Raw genomic sequence first — 12,892 nt, 5'->3', positions numbered from 1 at the left:
CGCTTCCATTTCGAGAAATTGTCCGAGATTCGGACACATTCAGCCTGTTTTTGAGGAGTACACTTCCTTCGGAAGGTTGCTTTGCAACCATTTGAGAAGAAAAGGGAGGCATTCCGATGAAAGCGCTTGTCTATAACGGACCGGGCCAGAAAGACTGGGCCGAAAAGGAAAAACCCGGCATTCAGAAGTCCACCGACGTTATCGTCAGGATTACCAGGACGACCATTTGCGGCACCGATCTTCACATCCTCAAGGGCGATGTGCCGGCCGTGACGCCGGGCCGGACGCTCGGACACGAAGGCGTTGGCATTGTCGAGGAAGTTGGCGATGCCGTGGTCAACTTCAAGCCCGGCGATCCGGTGCTGATTTCCTGCGTGACCTCCTGTGGCAAATGCGCCAACTGCAAGCGCCAGCTCTACGCCCATTGCTCGGACGGCGGCTGGATTCTGGGGCATCTGATCGATGGCACCCAGGCCGAATATGTGCGCATTCCCCATGGCGACAATTCGCTCTACCCGATCCCTGAAGGCGCCGACGAGGAAGCGCTCGTCATGCTCTCCGACATCATGCCGACCGGGCTTGAGATCGGCGTCCAGTATGGCGGCGTGAAGCCGGGCGATACGATCGCGATTGTCGGTGCGGGTCCCGTGGGCATGTCGGTTCTGCTGACGGCGCAATTCTATTCCCCGGGACGGATCATCATGGTCGACATGGACCCCGCCCGTCTCGAACTTGCAAAGCAGTTCGGCGCGACCGATACCGTTCAGGTCGGGGCCGAGGATGCGGCCGAGAAGATCCTGGCGATGACCGATGGTCTCGGGGTCGACGTCGCGATCGAGGCGGTCGGCGTGCCCGCAACCTTCGATATCTGCCAGAAAATCGTCTCTGCGGGCGGCAATATCGCCAATGTCGGGGTCCATGGCAAACCGGTGGAGCTGCATATCGAAGAGCTGTGGATCAAGAACATCAATATCTCGATGGGTCTCGTGAGCACCAACACCACCCCGATGCTGCTCAAGACTCTGGGGGCCGGCAAGGTGGACCCGGGCAAGCTGGTGACCCACCGCTTCGCCCTCGACAACATCATCGATGCCTATGAGGTATTCGGCAATGCCGCGCGCGAAAAGGCGATGAAGGTCATCCTCAACGCCTGACCGTCGCGGGCGTGCCCGGACATCGCTGGCAGCAACCGGCCCATCGCCTCCCATATTTTCGGGAAGCGACGGGCCGGTTCATTTCATCGCGACGTGCCGGCAAATGCGGGCCTCAGGGACGTTCCACGCAGAGTGCAACGCCCATGCCGCCGCCGATGCACAGCGTGGCCAGTCCCTTGCCGGCGTTGCTGCGCTTCATCTCGTGAAGCAACGTCACCAGAACGCGCGCGCCTGATGCGCCAATCGGATGACCGAGGGCGATCGCGCCGCCATTGACGTTGACCTTGTCGGGGTCCCAGCCCAGTTCCGCATTGACGGCGCAGGCCTGGGCCGCAAACGCTTCATTGGCCTCCACCAGATCGAGATCGGCCGCCGACCACCCTGCCTTTTCAAGCGCCTTGCGCGAGGCGGAGACGGGCGCGATGCCCATGATCGCCGGATCGACCCCGGCCGTTGCCCAGGACGCGATCCGCGCCAGCGGCGCAAGGCCGCGTCTGGCGGCCTCGTCGGCATGCATGAGGACCAGCGCCGCAGCGCCGTCATTGAGACCCGAGGCGTTGCCAGCGGTTACGGTTCCATCCTTCTCGAACACCGGGCGAAGGGCGGCCAGACCTTCCTCGCTGGCATCGGGGCGGATCTGTTCGTCGCTGTCGATCACCGTTTCATTCTTGCGGGTGCGGATGGTGACGGGAACGACTTCCTCGGCAAAACGGCCGGCCTGTTGGGCGGCCGCGGCCTTGCGGTGGCTTGCCACGGCAAACGCATCCTGCGAAGCGCGGTCGATCCCGTATTTTCTGGCGACGTTTTCCGCGGTGATGCCCATATGCATGCCGCCGAACGCATCGGTCAGCCCGTCGGAAATCATGGTGTCGACCAGTGTCCCATTCCCCATTTTCACGCCGCCGCGCAGATGCGCGCAATGGGCGGAAAGCGACATGGATTCCTGGCCTCCGGCGACAATCACACGGGCGTCGCCGAGCGCGATCTGCTGCATGCCGAGGGCGACGGCGCGAAGGCCGGAACCGCAGACCTGATTGATGCCGAAAGCCGTCGCGGTGTCGGGAATGCCGGCTTTCATGGCCGCCTGCCGGGCCGGGTTCTGCCCGGCGCCCGCTGTGAGCACCTGACCGAGAATGACCTCGTCAACCTCGGCGGGGCTGACGCCGCAGCGCGACAGGGCTTCGCCGATCGCGATGCTGCCAAGCTCATGGGCGGGCATTGCGGCAAACGCTTTCATGAAGCCGCCGACGGCCGTGCGGGCTGCGGCCACGATGACGATATCATGCATGGTTTGCGCCCTCTTTTTCAAGCGCGACCGTAAAGCTTGCTTCCGTCTTGGCGGTGATTTCGTCGACGCTGACGCCATCGGCCAGTTCCGTCAGTACCATTTTCGACTCGCCTTGCCGGGTGAGGGTAAAGACGCCGAGATCGGTGATCACCATATCGGTAACGCGCTTGCCGGTCAGGGGCAGGGTGCACTCCTTCAGGAGCTTGGGCGTTCCCTTCGCTTCATGCTCCATGACCACGACGACACGCTTGACGCCGGCGACAAGGTCCATCGCGCCGCCCATGCCCTTGACCATCTTGCCGGGGATCATCCAGTTGGCGAGATCGCCATTTTCGGCAACCTGCATGGCGCCGAGAATCGACAGGTCGATATGGCCGCCCCGGATCATCGCGAAACTTTCGGAGCTGGAGAAAAAGCTGGTTTCCGGCAATGCCGTGATCGTCTGCTTGCCGGCATTGATCAGGTCGGCGTCCTCCTCGCCCTCAAACGGGAAGGGGCCCATGCCCAGCATGCCGTTTTCGCTTTGCAGCCTGATATCCATGTTCTCGGGAATGTAATTGGCCACAAGGGTTGGAATGCCGATCCCGAGATTGACATAAAAGCCGTCCTGCAATTCGCGCGCGGCGCGGGCCGCCATCTGTTCACGTGTCCAGGCCATTATGCATCCTCCCGCCGGGCTTCGCGCGTCGTGCGCTTTTCAATGTGCTTGACCGGGTTCGCTACATGGACGATGCGTGACACGAAGATGCCGGGCGTGTGAATGTTATCGGGATCGATTTCGCCGGGGGACACCAGATGCTCCACCTCGGCAAAGGTCATCCGCGCGGCCGTGGCCATGTCGGGATTGAAGTTGCGGGCGGTCTTGCGATACACAAGATTGCCCTCGGTATCGCCCTTGAAGGCATGAACCAGGCTGATATCGGCGACAAGCCCGGTTTCCATGACATACTCCTCGCCGTTGAAGCTGCGGACTTCCTTGCCCTCGGCAATCGCGGTTCCGACGCCGGTTTTGGTGTAGAATGCCGCAATGCCCGCGCCGCCGGCGCGGATGCGTTCGGCGAGCGTGCCTTGCGGGTTGAATTCGAGTTCAAGGTCGCCCGCGAGATACTGCTCGGCAAACAGCTTGTTTTCGCCGACATAGGACGAGATCATTTTGCTGATCTGCCGGGTTTCGAGAAGCCGTCCAAGACCGATGCCGTCAACCCCGGCATTGTTCGAAATCACGGTCAGATTGCGCGCCCCCGAAAGCTCCACGGCTTCGATCAGCGCTTCCGGAATGCCACAAAGGCCGAAGCCTCCCGACATGATCACCATATCGTCGCGCAACTGCCCGGCCATAGCCTCTGTCGCCGACGCGAATACTTTCCTCATTGTCTCCTCCATTTCTGTCCGCAGAAGGAGACGATAAATCTTGTCATATGCCCGGCGTTAGTCGTATTTATACTGCATGGATCGAACTTCAGCGCCCCCGTTGACCTTCACATTGCCGCAACTGCCGGTTCCTCTCGTCTTTGCCACGCATCGGGTCATCCGGGATTGCAACAGCGAGTTCGCGGCGGTCTTCGGTTATGAACGCGAGGCGCTGATCAACAAGAGCTTCGCCCGGCTCTATCCGGCGCTCGAGGATTTCGTTCGCACCGGGAAAATGTGGCGCGACCATCTTCCCGGCGGCGCGGTCTATTATGACGAGCGGATCATGGCCGACACCGAGGGCCACCGCTTCTGGTGCCGCGTCAGGGGGCGCTCCTTCGATGCCGCGGACCCCTTCGCCGCCGCGGTTTATTGCTTTGAACCGATGACCCGTCCGGCAAGCGCGGGCACAAAAACCCTGACCGGCCGTCAGCGCCAGATCCTGGCTCTGGTCGCCCAGGGCAAGACCAATGCCGCGATCGCGGAGGAACTCAACCTGTCGCGCAGAACCATAGAGGCGCACCGTTTGCGGCTTGCACGCGCGATTGGCGTGCGCAACAGCTCCGAGCTGATCGCCTGGTTTCTCAACAGCGAGGACAGCCGCCTGTAGGTCGATTTTCGGACTGGTTTTCTCAAAACCGGAAGCGCTTTCCGTCTGTCGGGAACGAACGGCTATTTCAGTGCCGGCCGGCATCGCGGGAGCTCGTTGTTGAAACGGTCGTTTGTGCCGGTTCGGCTCACAGATCCATCTCCAGCGCGGACTTGGCCGAGGAAGTTCTTGAATACACGCCGGGAAGCAATCGGCTGTCGCGGATACGCATTGCCGGTCGACCTTGTCGCAAACCACGGCTATTGTTCGATATCGCCCGGTAACCTCGGGATGTCGAATGACGATGCCCGAGCGCAGGGTTGCGCGCCTCGCCGACCAACGGCTTGCGGGTTATTTCGGACAATTTGATCGGGATCATTTCGCGCGTGCCGGCGGAGTTGATAGTTTCTGCCCACGTTTGGTTGCAAGACTCACACCTGTCGCGGCCGAGAAAGACGCGATTTCGCCGGCTGCGCGGGCCATTCTTCGCGCGGCCCCCGTCAAAACCGTCGGCGCGGGTTGTCCCGCTGCCGCAATGAGAGGCAAAGTTGATGAAACGACGCGAGTTTTTATCTCTGGGCGCGCTTGGCGCCGCTGCCACCACCTTTCCCATGGGCATGGGGCATGCTGAGACAAAACCGGTCGCCACCAAAGCCAATATTGTCATCGTCGGCGCCGGCGCGGCGGGCACCACCATGGCCAATCGGCTGAACCAGAGGCTGGAGGGCGCGCGCATCACGATCATCGATCCGCGCACGACGCATCTTTACCAGCCGGGACTCAGCCTGGTCGCGACCGGGCTCAAGCCCGCCGACTACATCACTTCAGATGAGGAGCGCTGGCTTCCAGAAGGCGTGAACTGGATAAGGGAGCCGGTTGCCGCCATTGATGCGGAAAGCAGGATTGTCGCGACCGAAAGCGGCGCCGCGATTTCCTATGACTGGCTGGTGCTCGCGCCGGGACTTGTTCTCGATTACGACGCGATCGACGGATTTTCGAGGGATCTGATCGGCAGCAATGGAGTAGGCGCCCTTTACGGCGGACCGGATGACGCTGCCAGAACCTGGCAGGCGGCGCGAAAATTCACCGAGGAGGGCGGCACCGGGATATTCACCCGTCCGGAGACGGAAATGAAATGTGCCGGGGCGCCGCTCAAGCACACATTCCTGATCGATGATATCGGCCGGCGGGCGGGCAATGCAGGCAGGATGAACATGATCTATGCGGCGCCGCAGGCGAGCCTGTTCGGCGTGCCGATCGTGGCCGAGAAGGTCAGAATGCTGTTTGAGGATCGCGGCGTCGAGACGATGATGCAGCGCAGGCTCGTCGCTATCGAGCCTGGCGCGAAGCGGGCGGTCTTCGCCGTGGATGGCGGGTTTGAAGAGCTGGATTATGACTATATCCATGTCATACCGCCGCAACGGGCACCGGACTTCATCCGCCGATCCGGTCTTTCCTGGGCCGAGCGCTGGCAGGACCAGGGCTGGGTGGAGGTCGACCCTGCAACCCTGCGCCATCTGCGCTACCCGGAGATCTTCGCGCTGGGAGACGTGGCCGGCGTTCCGAAGGGCAAGACCGCCGCCTCCGTCAAGTGGCAGGCGCCGGTGGTGGAGGACCATCTGGTTTCAGCGATCGCGGGCCTTGAAGCCACACAGTTCTACGACGGTTATACCTCGTGCCCGCTGATTACCCGCGTCGGGCGCGCCATGCTTGTCGAGTTCGACTACCACAACAATCTGACGCCGTCATTTCCCGGGATCATCGCTCCGCTCGAAGAACTCTGGACCAGCTGGCTGATGAAGGAGATCGCGCTCAAGGCGACTTACAACGCGATGCTGCGCGGCCGGGCCTGAGGAGGAATTGCAATGAAAGACCTGACCATCGGCACGATGATTGCCGTTTTCGAGGAGATTTTCGGTCGCTACGTGTTCTGGATCATGGTGGCGCTGATCGTGCTTGTCACCCTGGCCTATTTCTATGTCCTGATCCGGGATCGCGCCGTGAGCTGGAAAAAATTCCTGCTGGCGCAACTCTCCATGCCGGTTGGCGCGGTGGCAGCCGTGTGGCTGCTGATGGCGACGACGCATTCGCAGCTATCGGATATGGGCGGGCCTGTCGATGTGCTGGTGCTGCTGGGCGTGGCCCTTGCCGGGGCGATCGGCATGGCCATATGTGTCTATACGATCGGTTCACTGATCGCCGGGCCGCGGTCGCGATCCGGAGGGCAGGGACCGTCCTGAACCACCGCCTGAAAAGGATGACAGCGATGAAAAACACCAAATTGATTGAATATCTTCAGCGTGCGGTAAACATGGAAATGACGGCTGCGCATCAGTATCAGTTGCATGCGCACACGCTTGAGGATTGGGGCCTGACGAAAATGGCCGCGAAGATGCGCGAGGAGATGACGGAAGAACTCGGCCACTCCGACCTGTTCATCGAGCGACTGTTCTTCCTCAAGGCATCGCCCAAGCTTGCCTTCGACAAGGAGCCGAAAAAGGCGGACAACCTGCCGGATATGTTCAGATCCGACATTGCCGACGAGGAAGAGGCTATCGCCGTTTATACCAAGGCCGCGCAGCATGCCGCCGAGCTTGGCGATATCGGTACGCGCACCTTGTTTGAAAAGATCGTGCTTGACGAGGAGGGCCACAAGGCCTGGCTCGAACTTCAGCTCGATCTGATCGAGCGTCTCGGCGAGAAGTCCTACAGTGCCAAGCTGGTTTCGTTCGCAGACGATGAGGGAGACGAGGGGTAAGAATGCCTCTCGGCCGCCAAAGTCGATGAATCGACAGCGCCGCCGGAAAAGAGGCCGCCTGTGTTCTGAAGGCGAGCCTCTGTCTTTCCCGATACGTTGTGAGCGAACACCCCATCCAGCGCTGGAAGGCACCGCTGAAGTTGGCGTGTTCCTCGTATCCGAGAGAAAAGGCGATCTCGGAGATGGAGGCTTCCGTCTCTCGCGGCAGCGTGAGCGCGCGTCAAGTCTGCACGGAACCTCGCCAAACGCGACCATTCGCTCCCGGGAACAGTTCCGCATCTTGCCGGCCACATGACAGGGCGGTGAGAATATCGTAGCTGTCAAAGAGAGACCAATGCGCGAAGAGACGAAATCGCATGAACATCAAGCAGCTCGAAGTCTTCCGCGCGGTCCTCTCGACCGGATCGACGATGAGCGCGGCCAAGAGCACCGGCCTCAGCCAGTCGGGCGTGAGCCGTCTCATCCAGCAACTCGAGTCCGATCTCGACCTGACATTGTTTCAGCGCGTGAAGGGGCGGCTGGTGCCGACGCCCGAGGCGCGAACCCTGGAGACGGAAGCGAAGACCGTCCTGCTCAATCTGGCGCGTTTCAGCCAGCTCGCCGACGAAATCCGCACCGGCGCGTCCGAAACGGAGGTGGTCCGCATCGGGCTTCCGAGCAGCATGTGGGAGAATTTCGCGCCTGCCATGCTGAAGGACTACCGCGACGGCTTTCCGGGCGTCAGGGTCGAGACCTTCTTCGAGACGACCATGACCATTCAGCGGATGATCGACCAGCGGGTGATCGATTTCGGCTTTCTGCGCCATGAAGGCGAAATCAGTCCGGGCATCCGGCTCGAGATCGTCGCCGAGGGCCGGAGCGTTGCCGTCATGCATCACGATCACCGGCTGGCGGCACGCGATGTCATCCGGCCGGAGGACCTGCGCGGCGAACCGCTGATCATGCTCGGCAGGCTGCGCGCCCACCGCGTCATGCTCGACCGGCTGCTGCAGGCAGAGGCCGTGCGGGCGGACGTGCGCATCGAAACCCATTCGAACTCGTCCGCCTGCGCCTATGCCGCCCAGGGATTGGGGATTGCGCTGGCCAGCAGCTTCTACGCCAATCTCTACAAGCACCTGCCCGTGGTGCAGAGAAATTTCGAACCGCGCCTGACGCAGCGCTTCGGGATCGCGACCGCCGAGGGCGTGCCGCTGTCGCTTGCCGCCAAGGGCCTGATGGCGGCGCTGAAACGGCAGATCGAGCGCTCGCAGGTGTCCGGCTAGGTCACCTCCTTTCCTGCATCCTGTTCCTGACGACAATACAGCCGAGTTAGGCGTTACTGCATATTTCTATGAAATTTCTCATAGTATTGCGGGTTCTTTTTCGCTTTGTCATACTTTCGTCAAGAAGCAAACCTGCCGCCTTCAAAGACAGGTCTCAGAGGGGTTCTGATGCTGAGATTTTTCCTCCATCGCGTTGCGATGGCCATACCGACAGTCATCATCGTGTCGATCGCGGTGTTCGGCCTGATCCGGCTCATTCCCGGCGATCCGGCCGCATTGATGCTCGGCGACATGGCCGACGACAGGCAGATCGCCGAACTGCAGACGGAGCTCGGTCTCGACAAGCCGCTGCCGCAGCAATTCCTGATCTGGAGCGAGAACGCGCTCTCCGGCAATCTCGGCCGATCGATCGTCAATGACGAGCCGGTGCTGCCGCTGGTTGCCGCGCGCTTCGTGATCAGCGGCGAGATCGTGCTGATTGCGGTGGTGCTGGCCGCCATTCTGGCCGTGCCCGCCGGCATCATCGCCGCATGGAAACAGAATTCGGTCACCGACCTCGCGCTTGTGGGAAGCGCCACGCTCCTGCTGTCGATCCCGACCTTCTGGCTCGGCCTGCTGCTTCTCCTGCTGTTCGGGCTGAAGCTCGGCTGGCTGCCGGTGCTCGGCTATGTCTCGCTGCGCGACAATTTCACCGAGGGGCTGATCTACATCATCATGCCGGTCGCGACCCTGGTGATGCACGAGATGGGCGTATTGCTGCGCATGGCCCGCGCCTCGACGCTCGAAGTGCTGCGCCTGGATTACATCACCCATGCCCGCGCCAAGGGATTGTCCGAAATGGCCGTTCTCTGGCGTCATGCCTTCAAGAACGCTTTCGGCCCGACCTGGACGATGATCGGCCTGATCCTCGGCAACCTGCTCGGCGGCATCGCCGTCATTGAGACGGTGTTCTCGATCCCCGGCCTCGGCCGGCTGATGGTCGACAGCATATTCCAGCGGGATTACCCGGTCATTCAGGGGTGCCTGCTGTTCGTGGCGCTCTCCTATGTCGTCGTCAACCTGATCATCGACCTGTTCTATCCGCTGTTTGATCCCCGGGTGACGGCACAATGAGAAAACTTTCCTATAATGCCGCGATCGGCGGATTCCTGATCGCTCTGCTGCTGATCGTGGCGCTGCTCGGGGTGTTCTGGACACCTTACAACCCGCTGCAGCTCGATTTCGTCGCCCGTCTGAAGCCGCCGAGCGCCGCCCACTGGATGGGAACGGACGAGTTCGGCCGTGACGTCTTGAGCCGGATCATGGTCGGCGCCGGCGCCAGCGTCTGGATCGGCACGCTGACGGTTACCTTCACGGTCGTCGCCGGCACGCTGATCGGGCTGGTGAGCGGTTATGCCCGCGGGTGGACCGACGGGCTGATCATGGCCGTCAACAATGCGCTGCTCGCCTTTCCCGGCATTCTTCTGGCGCTTGGCCTGCTCGCCGTCTTCGGCGCCAATCAGTACGGCATCATCTTCGCGCTCGGCATTGCCTATACGCCGTCGATGGCGCGGCTGGTGCGCGGCGTGGTGATGACGCTGCGCGAATCCGAATTCATCGAAGCCTCGAAGCTGATGGGCAACAGCGAGTTCTACACCGTTCTGCGCCATATCCTGCCCAATTGCCTGGCGCCGATGTCGGTGCTGGCGACCACCATGTTCGGCTGGGCAATCCTTTCGGAAAGCGCGCTCTCCTTCCTCGGCCTCGGCGTGCCGCCGCCGGCGCCGACCTGGGGCAACATGCTGGCCGCCGGCCGGCCGTTCATCGAGCAGGCCGTGTGGCTCGGCGTCTTCCCCGGCCTCTGCATCGCGCTCACGTTGCTGGGCATCAATCTTCTGGGCGACGCGCTGCGCGACAGGCTCGACCCGCGCATGAGGGGGCTGAAATGACCAGGGATATCCTCCTCTCGGTACGCAAGCTGACGCTTTGCCGCGGCGACGGCGCGAAGCTGGTTGACGGCGTTTCCTTCGACGTCCGTCCCGGCGAAATCTTCGGCATCGTCGGCGAATCCGGATCCGGCAAGACGCTGGCGACGCGCGCGCTGATGGCGCTTCTGCCCGCCGGAATCACGCCCACAGGCGGCGAGACCGTGTTCGAGGGACGCGACACGCTGACCATGAGCCTGCGGGATCTCAGGGCGCTGCGCGGCGCGCGGATCGGCATGGTGTTCCAGGAGCCGATGACCTCGCTCAACCCGTCCATGCTCATCGGGCGGCAGCTGGAAGAAGGGCTGAAGCTCCATACCGCACTTTCGCCGGTCGAACGGCGCACGGCGATCGTCGCCATGCTGGAGCGTGTGGGCATTGCCGATCCACAAGCGGCGCTCTCGGCCTATCCGCATGAATTCTCCGGCGGAATGCGCCAGCGCATCATGCTGGCCTCGGTGATGCTCCTGAAGCCGGCGCTTCTCGTCGCAGACGAGCCGACGACGGCGCTCGACGCGGTTATCCAGCGCGACGTGATGGAGCTGATGGTCGAGCTAACGCGCGCCGAAGGCACGGCCGTTCTGCTCATCAGTCACGACCTGCCGATGGTGGCGCGCTATACCAGCCGCATCGCGGTGATGGAAAAGGGCGTCGTCGTCGAAACCGGCACCACCGAAGACATTCTGACCAGACCGCAGCATGCCTACACCCGCAAGCTGTTGTCCTCGCTGCCCGGCCGCGGCGGGACGCGGGCGTTTTCGCCCGAGGATACGCCGGTGCTCGCCGTCGAAAATGTGATCGTCGATTATCACAAGGCGGGCGGGCTGTTCCGCAAAAGCCAGGCCAAGCGCGCCCTTCACGGCGTCTCGGTGAAAATCCGCCCGGGCGAGGTGGTGGCGCTGGTCGGCGGCTCGGGCTCCGGCAAGACCACGCTCGGCCGCACCATTGCCGGGCTGATCCACCAGACCTCGGGCGACATCCGGTTCAACGGCAGCCCGCGCGAACAGGACTGGGCGAACTATCGGCGAAACTGCCAGATGGTGTTCCAGGACCCGTATTCCTCGCTCGATCCGCGCATAACCGTCGTGCAACTCGTGGAGGAGGCGCTGCGCACCATACCCGGCCTCACCTCCGCCGAGCGCCGGCGTCGCGCGCTGGCGACACTTGCCGAGGTCGGCCTGCCGGGGGAATTCGCCAACCGGCTGCCGCATGAGCTTTCGGGCGGCCAGCGCCAGCGCGTCGCCATCGCCCGCGCCGTGGTGCGCGAGCCGAAACTGCTGATCGCCGACGAGCCGGTCTCCGCGCTTGACGTGACAGTCAGGGCGCAGGTGCTCGCCCTCTTCGCCGACCTTCAGAAGAAGCACGGCTTTTCCTGCCTGTTCATCAGCCACGACCTCTCCGTCGTCGAGCAGATCGCCGACCGGGTGATCGTGATGCAGCATGGCGAGATCGTCGAGGAAGGCCCGCGCGACGACATCTTCGATCACCCGCAGCATGCCTATACGCGGCGGCTGCTCTCGGCCATTCCCGCGCTCGATTTCAACGAGACCGGCGGCGTGAAACTCAAATGGCGGCTGGAAGACTGACATGACGCAAACAACCGAAAAGACCGAAACGACCGCCGCCGAGCTTGCGAAGATCTGTGACGCGCAGGATTTCACCGTGCGCTTCAAGGTCCAGAACCTGCTCACCGGCGAAACCATCGAACGCGGTGCGCAGGAGGAAACCCCGTCCGCCTCGACCCGCAAGATCTCGATCATGATGGCGGCGCTGAAGGCGGTCGGGGAGGGGCGGCTGAGCTTCGACGAGAAGATCGTCTATGAGCCGCATCACGCCGAGCAGGTGGCAAGCGGCGTGCTGCGCCATATGACGCCGGGCATGGTCCTGTCGTTCCGCGATGCGATCGCCGGCATGATCACGCTTTCCGACAATGTCTGCACCCATATGGTGTTCGAGCGGCTCACCCTTGAGGAGGTCTCGGCCTATTGCGCGGCGATCGGCATGACGGGCACGCATCACCGCTTCCTGATCCCGCCGATCGCGCTGCCGCATGACCACCCGCTCGACGCGGTGACGGTGACGACGGCGGCCGACCAGGTGATGCTGCTCGATACCATTCTGGCCGCCCAGACGGATGCCGCGGCTGCGGCCCGGCTCGGCATTTCGCAGGAGCTCTCGGCGTTCGCGCTGAAGATGCTGAAATCGCAGGTCCTGCGCTACGGAATTCACTCGCGCCTTCCCTTCGATACGGTGATCGCCAGCAAGGGCGGTCGGGGCAAGCGCGGGCGAATGGATGCGGGCATCGTCTATCGCGACGGCGCGCCGCTTTTCATCCTCGCCGCCTACACGGACGGGGTACCGCTCACCATGCCGGACGGGCTTCCCGGCTATACGGTGTCGCTTGAGACGATCGGCCGGCTTGCCCGCGCCTGTTTCACCGGACTTTGAAGACCCGCAGAGAAAACCA

General features: G+C 62.5%; 13 protein-coding genes and 1 pseudogene. 10 read left to right on the top strand and 4 right to left on the bottom strand.

Translation table 11 applies throughout. The features are described from left to right. Positions 1–116 precede the first annotated feature (116 nt). The gene (locus HQ843_RS18425) at positions 117–1,154 is read left to right on the top strand and encodes a zinc-dependent alcohol dehydrogenase family protein (RefSeq protein WP_180903274.1); all 1,038 of its coding nucleotides are present in this window, start codon (positions 117–119) and stop codon (positions 1,152–1,154) included. A gap of 112 nt (positions 1,155–1,266) precedes the next feature. Here the strand turns inward: HQ843_RS18425 and HQ843_RS18420 are convergent, their stop codons facing one another. The 3 genes from HQ843_RS18420 to HQ843_RS18410 are packed head-to-tail and all read right to left on the bottom strand — an operon-like array spanning position 1,267 to position 3,813. Then, on the bottom strand, positions 1,267–2,442 hold the full coding sequence (locus HQ843_RS18420; RefSeq protein ID WP_180901790.1) for an acetyl-CoA C-acetyltransferase: 1,176 nt from the start codon (positions 2,440–2,442) through the stop codon (positions 1,267–1,269). Next, complete coding sequence (locus HQ843_RS18415) at positions 2,435–3,100, bottom strand: 3-oxoacid CoA-transferase subunit B (RefSeq protein WP_180901791.1); 666 nt, start codon at positions 3,098–3,100, stop codon at positions 2,435–2,437. Before HQ843_RS18415 ends, HQ843_RS18420 begins: the two co-directional genes overlap by 8 nt. Beyond that, positions 3,100–3,813, bottom strand: coding sequence for a CoA transferase subunit A (locus HQ843_RS18410; protein ID WP_180901792.1), 714 nt, complete (start codon positions 3,811–3,813; stop codon positions 3,100–3,102). Before HQ843_RS18410 ends, HQ843_RS18415 begins: the two co-directional genes overlap by 1 nt. A gap of 100 nt (positions 3,814–3,913) precedes the next feature. On the opposite strand from HQ843_RS18410, the gene HQ843_RS18405 reads away from it, so the two are divergent. The 4 genes from HQ843_RS18405 to HQ843_RS18390 all read left to right on the top strand — a co-directional run bounded on the left by HQ843_RS18405 (position 3,914) and on the right by HQ843_RS18390 (position 7,199). After that, positions 3,914–4,462, top strand: a complete 549-nt coding sequence (locus HQ843_RS18405) for a helix-turn-helix transcriptional regulator (RefSeq protein ID WP_246710147.1) — start codon at positions 3,914–3,916, stop codon at positions 4,460–4,462. 530 nt (positions 4,463–4,992) lie between these two features. Continuing rightward, positions 4,993–6,294 carry an NAD(P)/FAD-dependent oxidoreductase gene (locus tag HQ843_RS18400; protein WP_180901794.1) on the top strand — a complete coding sequence of 434 codons (1,302 nt, stop codon included), beginning with the start codon at positions 4,993–4,995 and terminating at the stop codon, positions 6,292–6,294. Positions 6,295–6,306: 12 nt separating this feature from the next. Continuing rightward, positions 6,307–6,681, top strand: coding sequence for a DUF5368 domain-containing protein (locus tag HQ843_RS18395; protein WP_180901795.1), 375 nt, complete (start codon positions 6,307–6,309; stop codon positions 6,679–6,681). 26 nt (positions 6,682–6,707) lie between these two features. Continuing rightward, the gene (locus tag HQ843_RS18390; protein WP_180901796.1) at positions 6,708–7,199 is read left to right on the top strand and encodes a bacterioferritin; all 492 of its coding nucleotides are present in this window, start codon (positions 6,708–6,710) and stop codon (positions 7,197–7,199) included. A 94-nt stretch (positions 7,200–7,293) separates the two neighbouring features. Here HQ843_RS18390 and HQ843_RS29850 read toward each other — a convergent pair. After that, positions 7,294–7,407, bottom strand: a pseudogene (locus HQ843_RS29850) (helix-turn-helix domain-containing protein); the annotation flags it as partial. Positions 7,408–7,555: 148 nt separating this feature from the next. On the opposite strand from HQ843_RS29850, the gene HQ843_RS18380 reads away from it, so the two are divergent. The 5 genes from HQ843_RS18380 (at position 7,556) to HQ843_RS18360 (ending at position 12,873) form a co-directional block, all read left to right on the top strand. Next, entirely contained in the window at positions 7,556–8,461 is a 906-nt protein-coding gene (locus HQ843_RS18380) for a LysR family transcriptional regulator (RefSeq protein WP_180901797.1), read from the top strand. A 168-nt stretch (positions 8,462–8,629) separates the two neighbouring features. Further along, entirely contained in the window at positions 8,630–9,574 is a 945-nt protein-coding gene (locus HQ843_RS18375; protein WP_180901798.1) for an ABC transporter permease, read from the top strand. Next, complete coding sequence (locus HQ843_RS18370; protein ID WP_180901799.1) at positions 9,571–10,389, top strand: ABC transporter permease; 819 nt, start codon at positions 9,571–9,573, stop codon at positions 10,387–10,389. The genes HQ843_RS18375 and HQ843_RS18370 overlap by 4 nt, the downstream gene beginning before the upstream one ends. Then, positions 10,386–12,011, top strand: a complete 1,626-nt coding sequence (locus tag HQ843_RS18365; RefSeq protein WP_180901800.1) for an ABC transporter ATP-binding protein — start codon at positions 10,386–10,388, stop codon at positions 12,009–12,011. The genes HQ843_RS18370 and HQ843_RS18365 overlap by 4 nt, the downstream gene beginning before the upstream one ends. 1 nt (position 12,012) lies before the next feature. Beyond that, the gene (locus tag HQ843_RS18360; RefSeq protein ID WP_180901801.1) at positions 12,013–12,873 is read left to right on the top strand and encodes a serine hydrolase; all 861 of its coding nucleotides are present in this window, start codon (positions 12,013–12,015) and stop codon (positions 12,871–12,873) included. Positions 12,874–12,892: the final 19 nt, after the last annotated feature.

It is taken from the genome of Martelella sp. NC20 (assembly GCF_013459645.1).
Classification (GTDB): domain Bacteria; phylum Pseudomonadota; class Alphaproteobacteria; order Rhizobiales; family Rhizobiaceae; genus Martelella.
This window is presented reverse-complemented; position numbering and strand designations above follow the sequence as displayed.